The organism is Dasania marina DSM 21967 (genome assembly GCF_000373485.1).
Lineage (GTDB): Bacteria > Pseudomonadota > Gammaproteobacteria > Pseudomonadales > Dasaniaceae > Dasania > Dasania marina.
Genome location: NZ_KB891588.1, coordinates 141,556 through 156,574, shown reverse-complemented (window position 1 = coordinate 156,574; position 15,019 = coordinate 141,556). Strand labels below are relative to the sequence as shown.

At 48.6% G+C, this 15,019-nt stretch carries 14 protein-coding genes and 1 other RNA gene; 10 read left to right on the top strand and 5 right to left on the bottom strand.

Translation table 11 applies throughout. From position 1 onward, the window contains the following. Nucleotides 1-96: 96 nt before the first annotated feature. Genes B067_RS0116890 through B067_RS0116875 form a run of 4 tightly spaced genes read right to left on the bottom strand, consistent with a single transcriptional unit; the run spans nucleotide 97 to nucleotide 3,672 of the window. Nucleotides 97-672, bottom strand: a complete 576-nt coding sequence (locus B067_RS0116890; protein ID WP_019531271.1) for a BON domain-containing protein — start codon at nucleotides 670-672, stop codon at nucleotides 97-99. Between the two features lie 7 nt (nucleotides 673-679). Next, on the bottom strand, nucleotides 680-1,267 hold the full coding sequence (locus B067_RS0116885) for an SIS domain-containing protein (protein ID WP_019531270.1): 588 nt from the start codon (nucleotides 1,265-1,267) through the stop codon (nucleotides 680-682). 19 nt (nucleotides 1,268-1,286) lie between these two features. After that, complete coding sequence (locus B067_RS0116880) at nucleotides 1,287-1,694, bottom strand: YraN family protein (RefSeq protein ID WP_019531269.1); 408 nt, start codon at nucleotides 1,692-1,694, stop codon at nucleotides 1,287-1,289. A gap of 43 nt (nucleotides 1,695-1,737) precedes the next feature. Beyond that, nucleotides 1,738-3,672, bottom strand: coding sequence for a penicillin-binding protein activator (locus B067_RS0116875; RefSeq protein ID WP_019531268.1), 1,935 nt, complete (start codon nucleotides 3,670-3,672; stop codon nucleotides 1,738-1,740). A gap of 47 nt (nucleotides 3,673-3,719) precedes the next feature. Here B067_RS0116875 and rsmI point away from each other — a divergent pair, with 47 nt between their 5' ends. The 3 genes from rsmI to B067_RS0116865 all read left to right on the top strand — a co-directional run bounded on the left by rsmI (nucleotide 3,720) and on the right by B067_RS0116865 (nucleotide 5,715). Next, the gene (rsmI, locus tag B067_RS0116870) at nucleotides 3,720-4,562 is read left to right on the top strand and encodes a 16S rRNA (cytidine(1402)-2'-O)-methyltransferase (protein WP_035802565.1); all 843 of its coding nucleotides are present in this window, start codon (nucleotides 3,720-3,722) and stop codon (nucleotides 4,560-4,562) included. Between the two features lie 37 nt (nucleotides 4,563-4,599). Further along, nucleotides 4,600-4,969: RNase P RNA component class A (gene rnpB / locus B067_RS21465), an RNA gene on the top strand. Between the two features lie 263 nt (nucleotides 4,970-5,232). Beyond that, nucleotides 5,233-5,715, top strand: coding sequence for a YajQ family cyclic di-GMP-binding protein (locus B067_RS0116865; RefSeq protein WP_026244745.1), 483 nt, complete (start codon nucleotides 5,233-5,235; stop codon nucleotides 5,713-5,715). Between the two features lie 60 nt (nucleotides 5,716-5,775). On the opposite strand, the gene B067_RS0116860 is transcribed toward B067_RS0116865, so the two are convergent. Then, nucleotides 5,776-7,077 (bottom strand): AmpG family muropeptide MFS transporter, encoded by a 1,302-nt coding sequence (locus B067_RS0116860; RefSeq protein WP_051083874.1) that lies wholly within the window; start codon nucleotides 7,075-7,077, stop codon nucleotides 5,776-5,778. 484 nt (nucleotides 7,078-7,561) lie between these two features. Here B067_RS0116860 and mraZ point away from each other — a divergent pair, with 484 nt between their 5' ends. The 7 genes from mraZ to mraY are packed head-to-tail and all read left to right on the top strand — an operon-like array spanning nucleotide 7,562 to nucleotide 15,015. Then, nucleotides 7,562-8,008, top strand: a complete 447-nt coding sequence (mraZ, locus tag B067_RS0116855; RefSeq protein ID WP_019531263.1) for a division/cell wall cluster transcriptional repressor MraZ — start codon at nucleotides 7,562-7,564, stop codon at nucleotides 8,006-8,008. Nucleotides 8,009-8,016: 8 nt separating this feature from the next. Next, nucleotides 8,017-8,946 carry a 16S rRNA (cytosine(1402)-N(4))-methyltransferase RsmH gene (gene rsmH / locus B067_RS0116850; RefSeq protein ID WP_019531262.1) on the top strand — a complete coding sequence of 310 codons (930 nt, stop codon included), beginning with the start codon at nucleotides 8,017-8,019 and terminating at the stop codon, nucleotides 8,944-8,946. Between the two features lie 59 nt (nucleotides 8,947-9,005). Next, nucleotides 9,006-9,311 carry a cell division protein FtsL gene (gene ftsL / locus B067_RS0116845; protein WP_019531261.1) on the top strand — a complete coding sequence of 102 codons (306 nt, stop codon included), beginning with the start codon at nucleotides 9,006-9,008 and terminating at the stop codon, nucleotides 9,309-9,311. Nucleotides 9,312-9,342: 31 nt separating this feature from the next. After that, nucleotides 9,343-11,076, top strand: coding sequence for a peptidoglycan D,D-transpeptidase FtsI family protein (locus tag B067_RS0116840; protein WP_476695842.1), 1,734 nt, complete (start codon nucleotides 9,343-9,345; stop codon nucleotides 11,074-11,076). Continuing rightward, nucleotides 11,076-12,572, top strand: a complete 1,497-nt coding sequence (locus B067_RS0116835) for a UDP-N-acetylmuramoyl-L-alanyl-D-glutamate--2,6-diaminopimelate ligase (RefSeq protein WP_019531259.1) — start codon at nucleotides 11,076-11,078, stop codon at nucleotides 12,570-12,572. The genes B067_RS0116840 and B067_RS0116835 overlap by 1 nt, the downstream gene beginning before the upstream one ends. Then, on the top strand, nucleotides 12,569-13,933 hold the full coding sequence (locus B067_RS20785) for a UDP-N-acetylmuramoyl-tripeptide--D-alanyl-D-alanine ligase (protein WP_019531258.1): 1,365 nt from the start codon (nucleotides 12,569-12,571) through the stop codon (nucleotides 13,931-13,933). The genes B067_RS0116835 and B067_RS20785 overlap by 4 nt, the downstream gene beginning before the upstream one ends. Beyond that, complete coding sequence (mraY, locus tag B067_RS0116825) at nucleotides 13,933-15,015, top strand: phospho-N-acetylmuramoyl-pentapeptide-transferase (protein WP_019531257.1); 1,083 nt, start codon at nucleotides 13,933-13,935, stop codon at nucleotides 15,013-15,015. Before B067_RS20785 ends, mraY begins: the two co-directional genes overlap by 1 nt. Nucleotides 15,016-15,019 lie beyond the last annotated feature (4 nt).

Sequence of the window (15,019 nt, the reverse complement as noted above, 5' to 3'; positions counted from 1 at the left end):
GACTATCGACTATCGACTATCGACTATCGACTATCGACTATCGACTATCGACTATCGACTATCGACTATCGACTATCGACTATCGACTATCGACTGCTAAGAAATATACTCAAACAATATAACCACTTTTTGCACGCCGCTGGTTTGTTGGGCTAACTCGGCTACACGTGCACCTTCTTCGCGGGTTAGTAAGCCCAGCAAATATACCGTACCGTTTTCGGTGACGACTTTAATGCGGCCGCCCTGAATTTTTGGCTTTATTAGCATTTTGCTTTTGAGTTTGGTGGTAATCCAGGCGTCGTTGGAGCGGGCGACCATGGAGGTGGCGCCGGAGACGCTAATCTCATTGTGCACCTTGCGCACTTTGCGCACATCGTTGGCAATATTAGCAGCCATTTGGCGCAGGGATTCATCGCGCACTTGGCCGGTTAGCAGCACTACGCCGTTGTAGCAGGTGACACTAATATGAGCTAACGCCAGTTGCTGGTCGGTTTTATCTAGGTTGACTAAAATCTTGGTTTCTATCACTTCATCTTCAATAACGCTGCCGGTGGTGCGTTCACCTTCATCCTGATCTAATGGCCCGTCGGTGGTCATAGAGATGATTTTGCTACAGCCCTGTAGGTTAAGTGTTAAAAGAATGAGTAAAAATAGGCTGATAGTGCGAAACATGATGGGGTTATTCCTCGCTGCCAAAAAGTTGTTGTTCAATCAGTTCACAGAGACAGTTGACTATCAGTAACTGTGTTTCGCCCACGCGGGCGCGGTTATTAGAGGGTATGCATATTTCTATATCTTCGGGCAGCAGTAGCGCTGCGCTGTCGTGCTCGCTGTTATTAATGGTGATAACCAGCATGTCTCTATCGTGTGCGGCCTGAATGGCCTGCGAACTGGAGGTGACGTTACTGCCGCTGGATAGCACCAATAAAATATCCCCCGACTGGCCCAATGCGCGTATTTGTTTCGCAAAAACTTCAGCAAAATTACCTTCGCCAGTAATGGCGGTGACGGTAGTGCTATCGGTAAGAGCGATGGCGGCGAGGCCAGGGCGTTCGTGATTGAAACGGTTGAGTAAGTGGCTGGCAAAAATTTGCGCTATGGCACCACTTTGACCTTCACCACAGCAGAGAATTTTTTTATCGCTAAGCAGGCACTGCGCCATTAACTCACCACACTCGGCCAGCGTCATGGGGAGTTCTTCCATGCTACGCATGCTGGTGTCTATGTGGCTGTGAAAAAGTTCAGTAACGTATTCGTACAGATCCATTATTTAATCACTTCTTGCTTTAATAACTAAACGCATTTTTAACCCAATCAAAACAGAGCTCTGCACTTACCGGGTCGCAGTGTGCTGAGATGACATCAAAACGACAGGGCGCGTTTTGAAAATGTTGCTGAAGATAATGTTCAGCGGTGATTAGTAATTTTTGTTGCTTGCGAAAATCCACAGTTTCCAGCGGTGTGCCATGGCTGTTGCTGCGCCTATAACGCACCTCTACAAATACGATGGTTTCACCGTCTAACATAATAATATCTATCTCGCCGCGGCGGCAGCGATAATTGAACGCTAAAACACGCAATTGATGGCGGGTTAAATATTTGGCGGCCAGTTGTTCTACTTGTTGGCCGCTGTAATTAGCCTTGCGCGCTTGGTATGAGCGTTTTAATCGGTTAACAACGTATTGCAGTGCCATCCATGGCTCCTTCTATTCTTTTTCAACAGGTTTTTTGTCATGTTTACTGCTTGAGTATTCGGGTGTCTATGGCATCTCGCGGGCTAGCAGTTTTTGCAGCCGGCGGCGTAAATGCCTGATGTAATGATTGGTCGGCAGCGGCGATGACTTTGGCTTGGCCGCCAACAAACTGAGCTAATAATACCGTACGTTCTATTTGATTGCTTGGGTTTAATTTGAGCGTGCCGGTTTGGCCATACACGCGGCTGTCGGGTATGTGCTGTAATTGCTTTAGCCTAGGGTAGAGCTGGTAGCTGTCTACGCCTAGCGCATACATACGTTGGTAGAGCTTGCTGTTGTCCAGTTCGCGATTAACGAGCTGCTTTAAGGGGCTGTCGGGGTTGAGCACCCAGGGTATATCGGTAAATTTAATGCCGTTAATGTCGCTGTCTTTTTTCTTGTCGCTATAGCCGCTGTAGATTCTTGAGGTGGCATATATGGGCAGGTCGCTAGCGTAGTGGTAGTCGAGCAAGGGTTTGATGGAGCGGGCCTGCTCGGGGTGCGCTAATAAGAATATCATATCTATATCTTGGCGACGGCGGGGCTCAAACTCTACACGTTGGCCGGCAAGGGCTTGTATGCGGCGGGCGCGGCTTTCGCTGTGCTGTAGGTAGAGGGCATTTTTTATAGAGCTTGATAAATCTTTTTGGCCACTGAACTGGCTATTAGCTAGGGTTTTTGCGCCCAGTTGCTGCCAGTGTTGCTCAAAAGCGGCGCTGACTTTTTCACCCCAATCACCGCGTGGGCTAATGATTAAGGCGTTGCGGCGGTTTTCTAAAAAGGCCAGCTCGGCAATTTGCAGGGCTTCATCTTCGGGGGCTAAGCCAAATTGAAATAGTTGCTCGGGTGCTTGGCCGTAATCCTCTATGCGGTTAAGTGCCAAGGTGGGAATGCTGATGGGCTCATCGAATAGCTGGCGTACATGGGATTTATCCAGTGGGCCTATCACCACCTCGGCCCCCTCATTAACCGTTTGCTGATAGCGTTCGGCGAAGTTACTGCCGCTGGCGCTGTCATAAATTTTAATAATAGGTGCGCTGTTGCGATGCTGTAACGCTTGGTAATGGGCAGCCATAAAGCCGTCACGTATGGCTTGGCCATAGGGTGCTAATGCACCGGTGAGAGGTAATAGCAGGGCGATTTGTTTGGCCTGATTGGCGGCCAGCTCACGGATTAGCGCTAAGTCTTCGGGCAGGGGTTGGTTAGCTGGATGGCTGGGCCAGTGCTGCTGCCATTCATCTAAACGCCTCACTTGCTCATCTAAGTCGCCTTGCGCGGTTTTGACGATTAAGGCTAGTGATAGCCAACCTTTGTATTCTTCGCCAAAGGCGGTGCTCTCGTAGCGTATTAACTCCCCGGTGGGCACGTACATTAGCGAGCGCCAAATGCTTTTGCGGTTGAGGCTTTGGGTTTCACTATCCAATAGCGGGTCTATGTAAATACGCTGTTGGGCGCTAGCCAAGTGGCTACCTAGCAGGGCTAAAACTTTGGCGCGCAAATGGGTGAAATCAAGTTGCTGGGTTACGTTAAATTGGTCGCTAAGGTTGACCAAGCGCTCTCTATCTAGCGTGATAAGGGCCTGCTGATAAAGGCCGCGCTGGATATAGAGTTGGCAGAGTAATTTGCTATAGCTAATATACTGGCTATTGCTGAGCTGCTCGGCTTGTAACTCTTCTAAAATTTGGCTAGCTAAGTCTCTTTGCTGCTCTTGCAGTAGCAACTCTACCAGCGTCAGTTGCAGGTTTTGCCGTTTATTGCCGGCACTTTTTTGCAATTGCTGTAATAACTCTTGTATTTGTTGCGGCGTGTTTTGTGCTGCTGGTGTTTGCTCTGCGCCAGATCCACCATCTTGTGGCGTACAGGCGGCCAAGCTCAATAACAGTGCCGTCGTTAAAACGGCAGGTTTGAAGGCTGAAAAAAAGGCTGTTCTGAATGTCATTGCGTTGATAGTCTAGCGCCCACATTGATTCGCTGGGAGTATTATTGTTGGACCATACAGCTGCGCTTTATATCGTCGCCACACCTATAGGTAATTTAGGGGATATGGTACCCCGAGCGGTGGAGGTACTACAATCGGTAGATCTTATTGCTGCCGAAGATACTCGCCATAGTGTGAGGTTGATGCAGCATTTTGGTATAGAAACGCCGCTGCGAGCCTATCACGACCACAGCGGTGCCGACACGGTTGATTATTTAATAGGCAAAATACAGGCGGGGCAGTCTATAGCCCTGATTTCAGATGCGGGCACACCGCTAATTTCCGACCCCGGCTATCGCATAGTCGATGCGGCGATGACGGCGGGCATAAAAATTGTGCCCGTGCCCGGAGCCAGCGCCGCCATTACCGCATTAAGTGCCGCGGGCTTACCGTCAGACCGGTTTATTTTTGAAGGTTTCTTGCCCGCCAAGCAGCAGGGGCGCATCAAGCAGTTGCAGTTTCTACAAGAAGAAACCCGCACCCTGATTTTTTACGAGGCCCCTCATCGACTGCTCGCCAGCTTGCAGGATATGGCGGCGGTAATGGGTGCTGAGCGCGAGGTGGTGTTGGCCCGCGAGTTGACCAAAACCTACGAAACTATTAAACGCGCGCCCTTGGCCGAGATGGTGGCCTGGGTGGCGGCAGACAGTAATCAGCAGCGCGGTGAGTGCGTGCTATTACTGCGTGGCGCAGTTGAGCAGAATACCGAATTGGATAGCGAGGCGCGGCGCATTATGGATGTGCTGTTAGAAGAGTTATCGATCAAGCAGGCTTCGGTTTTAGCCGCCAAAATTACCGGCCTAAAAAAGAAGCCTTTGTACCAATACGGTTTGGATCAAAAAGCCGAATAGCACTTGCTTTGTGGGGCTGTGATGGTAGAGTCACGCCCGAGTTGGCTAGGCAGTCGCCGCTTGTTTTTGCCCTAGGGTGAACACAGGGGGAGGAAAGTCCGGGCTCCATAGGGTAGAACGCCAGGTAACGCCTGGGAGGCGCGAGCCTACGGAAAGTGCAGCAGAGAGTAGACCGCCGATGGCATCTTTCGGGATGAACAGGTAAGGGTGAAAGGGTGCGGTAAGAGCGCACCGCGCGACTGGCAACAGTTCGTGGCATGGTAAACCCCGTTCGGAGCAAGACCAAATAGGCCCTCTATAGGTGTGACCCGCACTGAGGGCGGGTAGGTTGCTAAAGCCTTGCGGTGACGTAAGGCGTAGATGAATGATTGTCCAAGACAAAACCCGGCTTATTGCTGACTCATTTTAATTACACAAGGCCTTCATGTTGAATGATATGTGGGCTTTTATATAGGTATCGGTGCGCCGGGCTTTGTCTTGGACAGGTCCAATCCACTCTTTATCTAGAGTCCGCGGCTTATTGCTGACTCATTTTTTTATCAGCCCTTAAGGGCTGAGCTACAAGTTTCAAGCTACAAGCTGAAAGAGGAATAGTGTGTTTTTCTTAAAGCTTACAGCTTACAGCTTACAGCTTGAAGCTTGCCGCTTCGAATGCAATGAGAACTTACTTATGCCCACTTTTGATATTGTCTCTGAAGTAGACGTTCATGAATTTACCAATGCGATTGATCAAGCTAATCGTATTATCGGTACGCGTTTTGATTTTAAAGGTGTAGACGCTAGCTTCGAGCGCAAAGAGTTTACCGTAACTATTTTTGCCGAATCCGATTATCAAATTCGGCAGATGGAAGATATGCTGCGCACCGCCTTGGTGAAGTGCAAAATCGACCCGCAGGCTATGAACTTAGGCAAAGTCGAAACGGCAGGTAAGCAGGTTAAAAAATTAGTGACCTTGCAAAATGGCTTAGAAAGTGACGTCTGTAAAAAAATCGTCAAAATTATTAAAGAGTCCAAAATGAAAGTGCAAAGCCAGATACAGGGCGACAAGGTCCGTGTCACTGGTAAAAAACGCGACGACTTACAGCAGGCCATGGCGCTGTTGCGCGAGCAAGAATTAGATCAGCCGCTGCAGTTCAATAATTTTCGCGATTGATATTTTCACCAGGGCAGCGATAGCTGCCTGCACCCACCCCGCACAAAAGGCTCAGGGGTTTTAATTCCTTGCTCTATCGTGCCGCATCACAATAACCGCCAATATTATTGCGGGTATGCCCATCACAGCAGCGTACATAAAAAAGCTTTGGTAGCTGCTGATATCTATAATTAAGCCCGAAAAACCACTTAACGATTTACCCGGTAGCGTCATTATCGAGCTAAATAAGGCGTATTGGGTGGCGGTATAAGCTCTATTGGTTAAGCCCGATAAATAAGCAATAAAGGCGGCGTTAGCTAAGCCAGCACTAAGGTTATCGGCGCTAATAGTGGCCATTAACCAATAAATATCTGGGCCTATATTGGCCAATGCTACAAATAATAAATTAGTGGCGGCCACCATAATGGCGCCGGCGACTAAGGGTTTATAAACACCGTAGCGTATTACCAGTAGGCCGCCGAGAAATGAGCCGGCAATCGTCATAAAAAAACCAAACACTTTACCGATATCGGCAATTTCGGTTTTGCTAAACCCTAGATCTAAGTAAAAAGGGTTGGCCATAATGCCCATGGTGATATCGCTGAGTCGAAAGAGGGCAATAAAAGCCAAAATCATTAGCGCAAAACTGCCTTGGCGCTTAAAAAAATCACTAAAGGGGGCGATAACGGCGTGCCTAAACCATTGCAGCAAGGTGTCGTGATCACTGCGCGGGGTAAGGCTGGCGTCACCGCCATTAGGCTCTCGCACGATTAAGCTGGTGATGATGCCTATAAGCATTAAGCCGGCCATGCACAGGTAGCTGGCCGACCACGAAAAAAATTCGGCAATATAAAGCGCGCCAGCACCGGCGACCAAGAGGGCAAGGCGATAGCCAAAAATATAGGTGGCCGACATGGCACCCTGAAACTCTTGTATGGCCGACTCAATTCTAAACGCGTCTATGGCGATATCTTGGGTGGATGAAGAAAAGGCCACCAATAAGGCGGCTAATGCGATAAGGCCTATATGTTGCTGCGGATCAAGCAGGGCTAATAACAGTAAGCCCAGTGCTATACCCAGTTGCCCTACCAGCATCCAGCTGCGGCGCTGGCCCAACTTGGTGCCGAGGTAGGGCAGGCTGAGTTGGTCGACTATGGGTGACCACAGCACCTTAATGGAATAGGTAATACCCACCCAGCCAAAGAAGCCTATGGTGGTTTTTTCTATACCGTAATCACTTAACCATGCGCTGAGTGTCGAAAACACCAGCAAGAAGGGTAGGCCGGCAGCAAAGCCCAGGAAAAACATGGCGATTACTGGCCGTTGGCAGTATACCGAAAGAGCTAGTCGCCAAGAGAGTATTGGAGCTGGGCTGGCCTTCAAATGGCTTAAGTCCTTCAAAAGACGAGAGTTTATTATAGGTATGTAGCTATGACGCTGAATGCTGTCATACTCGCTGGCATACATCCAGTAATGGCTTTTATTTTATCGCACCGTTTGTTATTGGGGGCTGTGTTGTGTTATGTTTTTGACCGTTGAGTAGCTAGGCGCAAGGCCTAATTGTTATTCACTTCTAGCTCAACAGGATTTCTCTTATCAAGCATCACTTACAAACTTAAAGTAATACATTAAGTTTGTCTTCTAATCGTTTGATTTAGCTGTATTTTGCTTTTTTCCCGTTTGTTGTTTCGCTGCAGATCCCTACACGATCCCCTCACATACCCCGAAATTCGTGGCTTTTAGCCATGTTTGTTTCTTGACAAGGTTACGCTTGCCTCCCTATAGTGTGCGAAAGTGGAGAAAAGTGTCATTAAGTGGTTTTTGGTGATTTTTTATCCCTATAAAAAAGCTAATTGGGTGGAAAAAAGTGTACCAAGGCAATTTTGCTATCAACATGGACGCCAAAGGGCGTCTCGCTATTCCCACGAAAGTGCGGGAAACGCTGCAGGCTGACTGCGGCGGTAGCATTGTTGTGACTGCAAATACCACCGAGAAATGCCTGTTGGTATACCCCGAGCCACGCTGGCAGCAAAAACTGCCAGAAATTAAAAACTTATCTAGTACTAATAAAAAAGCCGCACGCATTAAGCGGGTGGTACTGGGTTATGCCACAGCCTTAGAAGTAGATGAGGCTAATGGCCGGGTGCTGATACCACCGACACTGCGTGAATATGCAGGTTTAGAGAAAAAGATCGTGTTAGTAGGCCAGGTTGATTACTTGGAGTTATGGAGCGAAGAAAACTGGCAGTCTTACCTCGATGAAGAGGATGACGATGAAGAAATGCCTGCTTCACTCAGCGAATTTTCATTTTAGGCGAGCATATGCACGAAACCGTTTTACTACATGAGGCCGTCGATGCCCTGTTAGGTGATGATGACCAGCGCTTGCATGGCAGCTACGCCGACGGCACCTTTGGCCGTGGCGGTCATAGTGCTGAGATTTTAAAGCGCCTCTCAGAGCGCGGTCGTTTAATTGCCACCGATAAAGATCCGCAGGCCATAGCTACAGGCAAAGAATTCGAGCAGCAAGATTCACGCTTTGCCATTGTGCAGGGCTCGTTTGCCGATTTAAAAAACTTTATTGCCGATAAAAACATAGCAAGCCTAGATGGCATCTTGTTGGACTTGGGTGTGTCGTCGCCACAGTTGGACCAAGCTGAGCGCGGTTTTAGTTTTATGCGCGACGGTTATTTGGATATGCGCATGAACCCCGATGCCGGCCAAAGTGCGGCTGAGTGGATAGCTGAAGCGAAGGTGCCCGAAATACGAAAAGTATTGAAAGAGTTTGGCGACGAGCGCTACGCCCTGCGCATAGCCGAAGCCATAGTAGCTGAGCGCGACAAAAATCCCATTACTACCACTCTGCACTTGCAAAAAGTGGTGGCTGAGGCGCACCCCGCTTGGGAACGCGGTAAAAACCCAGCGACGAAAGCGTTTCAAGGCATACGTATTTTTATTAACAATGAGTTAGGCGATTTAGAAGATTTACTCAATCAGGCGCTGGATTTGTTGTCCATAGGTGGGCGTTTAGTGGTGATTAGTTTTCACTCACTAGAAGATCGCATGGTAAAGCGTTTTATTAAACAGCAAGTGCGCGGCGACGTGTTGCCGGCGGGTGTGCCTATTCTGGACTCGCAATTAAATAAACGTATGAAACAAATCGGTAAAGCTGTGCGTGCAGGCAGTGCCGAGGTAGAGGGTAATGTGCGTTCACGCAGTGCCATTATGAGAGTGGCGGAAAAAATTGCCTAGCTGGATGCAGTGATTTTTTGACGTTATAAGATTAATGCAATGTTTACTAAAGGTTTGGTATGAGTCGGCAGGGTTTAGCGTTTAACGGACTGGCCGCAAGCACAGAAAAATGCGTCATCACCATCGTGTTGGTCGTATTAGTGGTGAGCTCTGCGTTGGCGGTGATTTATAGCACCTATAAAAGCCGGCAGTTGTTCAGCGCCTTGCAGCGTGAATACAGGCATGAAATAGCGTTGGAGGAGCAGTGGGGGCGCTTACTGTTAGAGCAAAGTACTTGGGCTTCGCCGGTGCGTATAGAAGAAGTGGCAAAAACAACATTAGCAATGAAGGTACCCGATCCATCATCCATTAGGATAGTGAGATAACAAAAGGTGGCGAGATAACAAAGGTGAGTGTTTGAAAGCAAAATCGCAACAAGCAATGCCAGCATGGCGTTTTTCGCTAGTAGTTTTTCTACTGGCGGGCTTGGCTGTGCTGCTTATTTGGCGAGTGGTTTCTTTGCAATTACTAGAAACCCGTTTTTTGCAAAACCAAGGTGATGCTAGAACCATACGCACGCAAAACATTCCTGCGTATCGCGGCGTAATCACTGATCGCAACGGCGAGCCTTTGGCAGTGAGCACGCCAGTGGCGTCTATCTGGATTAACCCCAAGCATATGCAGGGTTTAGTGCAGGACCTCAAGCCCTTGGCAAAACTGTTGGAGATGCCAGCGGCGTCTATACAGAAAAAAATTATTGATAACCGCGAGCGCGGCTTTGTGTATTTGCGCAGACATATGTCACCAGAGCAGGCCAAGGCTATCATGGCCTTAAAAATAAAAGGTGTGAACAACCAGCAAGAATATAAACGTTACTACCCGGCGGCAGAAGTGGCTGCGCATTTAGTGGGTTTTACCAATATCGACGATAGAGGCCAAGAGGGCTTGGAACTGGCCTATGATGAATGGCTGCGCGGTAGTGAGGGCAGTAAGCGCGTATTAAAGGATTTGCACGGCAGTGTGATACGCGACATAGATCAGCAGCGCGAAGCCGAGTCGGGTAAGGAATTAACCCTAAGTATAGATATGCGTTTGCAGTACATGGCTTACCGCGAATTAAAGTCCATGTTGCAAAGCTCAAAAGCTAAAGCGGGCTCGGTAGTGGTAGTCGATAGCTACACCGGCGAAGTGTTGGCTATGGTGAATCAGCCTTCTTATAACCCCAATAATCGCAACCGCTTAAATCCAGCCCATATGCGCAACCGCGCCATGACGGATGTGTTTGAACCAGGTTCCACAGTAAAACCGTTTACGGTTTTAGCAGCGCTGGAAAGCGGTAAATATAAGCCAACTACCTTGGTGGATACCAATCCTGGTTATATACGGGTTGGTAAAAAGTCCTTATTAGACCCGGTTAATTACGGGGTGATAGATGTTACCAAAATTTTAACTAAATCCAGCCAGGTCGGTATTAGTAAGATGGCGCTGGATATAGATGAACAATCTACCTGGGAATTATTTGGCCGCTTTGGTTTAGGCCGCGACGTGGGCTCGGGGTTTCCCGGCGAAAGAGCCGGGCAGATGCCTAGTAGGGCTAATTGGCGACCTATAGAAATCGTCAACTTTGCTTTCGGTTATGGATTATCAGTAACGCCTGTGCAGCTTGCACAGGCTTACGCCGTTTTGGCTAATGGCGGTTTGATGCAGCCTATTAGTTTGTTACGCAAAGATCAGCAAGAGCAGGGCGTAAGGATTGTTAATACTCACCAGGCTAAGCAAGTCGTAGCAATGTTAAAAACCGTTACCGAAAAAGGTGGCACTGGCACCGGCGCACAAATTGCTACTTATACCGTGGCAGGTAAAACCGGTACCGTGCATAAAGTGGGTAGCAATGGTTATGCTGACGATAAATACCGAGCGATTTTTGCCGGTATGGCGCCAGCTGACAATCCTCGTCTAGTGGCGGTGGTGATGATAGATGAACCTAGTATAGAGATGTATCACGGCGGTGAGGCAGCTGCACCCTTGTTTTCAAAAGTGATGGCAGATGCTTTACGTTTATTAGATGTTACTCCCGATAAACTCTCAGAATTGAAAGAGGCGGTAGCCGCTAAGCCTGAGCTTGTTACAGGGGGGCGAAAGTCAGCTTAATGATGGCGAAATATAACTCCCCACAGTCGATTACCTTACAAGCGCTACTGGCCGGTGTTGTGTCTGCTATGGATAGCGCCATTGCCGAGCTAGCGGTTAGCGGCGTGCAGGTGGATAGTCGCGCTATAAACGCAGGCGATGTTTTTATTGCTAGTGCGGGCGCCGCTGTAAACGGCGAAGACTTTATAGATCAAGCCATACAGCAAGGCGCAGTTGCGGTATTGGTCGATAGTCACAGCACTTTAAAATCCTGTGCGGTAGCTATGTTGGCAATAGCTAATTTAAATCAGAAAATTAGCGCTATCGCCGCTAATTTTTATGGTCGGCCTTCATTGCAGCAAAATATTATTGCGGTAACGGGCACCAATGGCAAAACCAGTTGTACCCAATTTGTGATGCAACTGCTCAACGCCTTACAGCAACACTGCGGCGTGATAGGTACCTTAGGCATAGGTGTCGATGGCCAGTTTACTGCCGGTGTAAACACTACTCCGGATGCCATTAGTCTGCAAAAAACCTTAGCCGACTGGCAGGATGCTACCGATGTAGTGGCGATGGAAGTCTCCTCTCATGGTTTGGTGCAAGGTCGTGTTGCTGCGGTCAATGTTGATGTCGCAGTATTCACCAACCTCACTAGAGATCACCTCGATTATCACGGTGATATGGCCAGCTACGGCGCTGCCAAAGCGTTGCTGTTTAAACAGGCCGATTTAAAGCATGCGGTGATTAATTTCGATGATGCGTTTAGTGCCGAAATAAAAGCGGGTTTAGCTACTGCAGTTAATTGCGTCAGTTACAGCGTTAGTAATTCGCAGGCTGATATCTATGCCACAGAGCTGCAATATCATGCGGCAGGCATTTCGGCACAAATACACTCCCCTTGGGGTAGTGCTGCACTTAACACGACACTGCTGGGACATTTTAATATCAGCAATATCTTGGCGGCGGTTGCCAGCTTAGTTGTGCAGGGTTTTGATTTTAAAGCTTTGGTAGCAGCGGTAAGCAAGCTAAAACCTGTTGCTGGTCGCATGGAGCTAATCAGTGGCAAGCAAAAACCCGCGGTGGTAATTGATTATGCCCACACGCCTGATGCTTTAGAGCAGGCCCTAACGGCTTTGCGTTTACATGCGCAGCAAAAATTAGTTTGCGTATTTGGTTGTGGTGGCGATAGAGATCAAGGCAAGCGTCCTTTGATGGGCGCGGTAGCGGCTAGGTTGGCCGATCAGTTGTGGATTACTAGCGATAACCCCCGCACCGAAAATGCCGATGCCATTGTCGCGCAAATAGTAGCTGGTGTTACTAACGCTAACGCGATGACTGTCGAGGTTGATAGAGCGAAAGCCATAGAGCGAGCGATATTGGCCGCCGCCGAAGATGACGTGTTGTTGATAGCCGGCAAAGGCCATGAAGACTACCAGCAAATAGGTTTACAGCGTCTGCCCTTTAACGATGCCGTGCAAGCACGCTTGGCCATGGCTAAGAGGGCGACGTTATGATGCAGGCCATGAAACTGAGCCAATTAAATAGCGTGTTAGGTGGCGAATTAACCGCCGATGCGGACGTGCACAATATTTGCACCGATAGCCGGGCTTTAAAAGCAGGCGATTGTTTTATCGCTTTGAATGGCGAGCATTTTAATGCCAATCAATTTGTGGTCAGCGCGGCGCAGCAACAAGCCAGTGCCGCCATAGTTAGCGAACGCCAGGCTGTGGCGTTACCGCAGCTGGTAGTAAGCGATACCCGTTTGGCGCTAGGCCAAGTGGCCGCGATGCAAAGGCAACTTTTTGATAAAACAGTCATCGCCTTAACCGGCAGCGCCGGTAAAACTACCACCAAAGAAATGTTGGCTAGCATTATGGCTGGGCGCGGTGCGGTATTGGCAACCGCCGGTAATTTAAATAATGAGATTGGTGTGCCCTTAACGTTGTTGCAATTAACGCCTAAACATCAGTGTGCAGTTATAGAAATGGGCGCCGCTAAAAAAGGCGATATCGCCTACCTATGCCAGTTTGTAAAACCCACTATCGCATTGGTGACCAACGCCTTGCAGGCACACTTAGCGGGCTTTGGTAGCATAGAGGGCGTCGCGCAAACCAAGGGCGAAATTTATCAGGGCCTTGCGGGTAGTGATGTCGCGGTTATCAATATGGATAGCGAGTACGCTGTCCTATGGCGTCAGCAAGCAGCTGGTGTGCAGTGCCTAAGTTTTAGTTTGTTAGATGAACATGCCGATGTGTATGCCAGCAAAATCATAGCGGCTAAGCAGTTTACCGATTTTGAGTTACACGCCAGTGGTGTAGTGACCAGCATACGTTTGCCCTTGCTGGGCAAGCACAATGTAGCCAATGCCTTGGCCGCAGCAGCGGTAGCGTTGGCGGCGGGTGCCTCACTACAAGATATAAAAATTGGCCTGCAAAAAATGCAAGCTGTAGCCGGGCGTTTACATGTTATTACCATCAATGCCGATTTAACTTTGATAGATGACAGCTATAACGCCAACCCTGATGCCGTTCAGGCCGCTGTCGATGTGCTAGCGCAAAGTGATAAGCCTACTTGCTTAGTGCTGGGTGCTATGGCCGAGCTAGGCGAGCAAGTGCAGAATTTACATAAGCAAATGGGTAGTTACTGTCGTAGTAAAAATATTAACCATGTTGTAGCCATAGGGCGGTGGGCCAACGATGTAGCCGCTGGCTTTGGTCCGGAAGCGTTAGCCTTCGCTACTATAGAAGAGTTTCAACAGGCAGGTTTACCTCACTGCCAGCAAGGTGTGGTGCTGGTAAAAGGCTCGCGTAGTGCTCACATGGAGCGTGTTGTCGAAATAATAACAACAACTTATACCCAAGGGGAGACACACTAATGCTGCTTTGGTTGTCAGAATTACTGTCGCAACATTTTGTCGCTTTTCAGGTTTTTCAATACCTAACCGTGCGCGGTATTTTTGGGGTGATGACAGCGCTACTTATTTCATTGCTGCTAGGCCCTTGGATGATACGCAAGCTTAATTATCACCAGATAGGCCAAACTGTACGCGATGATGGTCCCGAGTCACACCTCAGTAAAGCGGGTACGCCTACTATGGGGGGGGCTTTAATTTTAGTGGCCATTCTTGCCAGTACTTTATTGTGGGCAGATTTAACTAATCCCTATGTGTGGACGGTGTTGCTGGTGACTGCTGTTTTTGGTGCGGTAGGCTGGGTAGACGATTATCGCAAGGTGATAGAGAAAAATTCTAAAGGCCTGCCCGCACGCTGGAAATATTTTTGGCAATCAGTTGCCGGTTTAGGCGCGGCAATATTTTTGTATGACATCGCCGTGACGCCTGCAGAAACACAATTGTTTTTTCCATTTCTTAAGAACTATGCCTGGAATTTAGGTCCGTTTTTTATCGTACTGACTTACTTTGTTATTGTCGGTGCGAGTAATGCGGTTAACTTAACAGATGGCTTAGATGGCTTGGCCATTATGCCCACAGTCATGGTGGGTTCGGCCTTAGGCGTGATCGCTTACTTGGTGGGGCACTCCGAATTCTCGCAATACCTATTTATACCTTATGTGGCGGGCACCGGAGAGTTAGTGGTGTTTTGCGGTGCTATGGCGGGTGCGGGTTTGGGGTTTTTATGGTTTAACACTTATCCCGCACAAATATTTATGGGCGACGTTGGTGCCTTAGCACTGGGTGCGGCGCTAGGTACGGTGGCGGTGATTACCCGCCATGAAATCGTGTTTTTTATTATGGGTGGCGTATTTGTGATGGAGACAGTTTCCGTCATCTTGCAAGTAGCTTCTTATAAATTAACGGGGCGTCGTATTTTTAAAATGGCACCCATACATCACCATTTTGAATTAAAAGGCTGGCCAGAGCCGCGGGTGATAGTCCGGTTTTGGATTATCACCGTCATGCTGGTGTTGTTTGGTTTAGCTACCTTGAAGTTACGGTAAGAAA

What these genes read in the sequence shown, in the direction of transcription:
- B067_RS20785 (WP_019531258.1), top strand. Translation starts at nt 12,569, where the DNA reads ATGATGCAGGCCATGAAACTGAGCCAATTAAATAGCGTGTTAGGTGGC.
- rsmH (WP_019531262.1), top strand. Translation starts at nt 8,017, where the DNA reads ATGCACGAAACCGTTTTACTACATGAGGCCGTCGATGCCCTGTTAGGT.
- mraY (WP_019531257.1), top strand. Translation starts at nt 13,933, where the DNA reads ATGCTGCTTTGGTTGTCAGAATTACTGTCGCAACATTTTGTCGCTTTT.
- B067_RS0116875 (WP_019531268.1), bottom strand. Translation starts at nt 3,672, where the DNA reads ATGACATTCAGAACAGCCTTTTTTTCAGCCTTCAAACCTGCCGTTTTA.
- B067_RS0116885 (WP_019531270.1), bottom strand. Translation starts at nt 1,267, where the DNA reads ATGGATCTGTACGAATACGTTACTGAACTTTTTCACAGCCACATAGAC.
- B067_RS0116880 (WP_019531269.1), bottom strand. Translation starts at nt 1,694, where the DNA reads ATGGCACTGCAATACGTTGTTAACCGATTAAAACGCTCATACCAAGCG.
- B067_RS0116865 (WP_026244745.1), top strand. Translation starts at nt 5,233, where the DNA reads ATGCCCACTTTTGATATTGTCTCTGAAGTAGACGTTCATGAATTTACC.
- B067_RS0116890 (WP_019531271.1), bottom strand. Translation starts at nt 672, where the DNA reads ATGTTTCGCACTATCAGCCTATTTTTACTCATTCTTTTAACACTTAAC.
- B067_RS0116835 (WP_019531259.1), top strand. Translation starts at nt 11,076, where the DNA reads ATGATGGCGAAATATAACTCCCCACAGTCGATTACCTTACAAGCGCTA.
- ftsL (WP_019531261.1), top strand. Translation starts at nt 9,006, where the DNA reads ATGAGTCGGCAGGGTTTAGCGTTTAACGGACTGGCCGCAAGCACAGAA.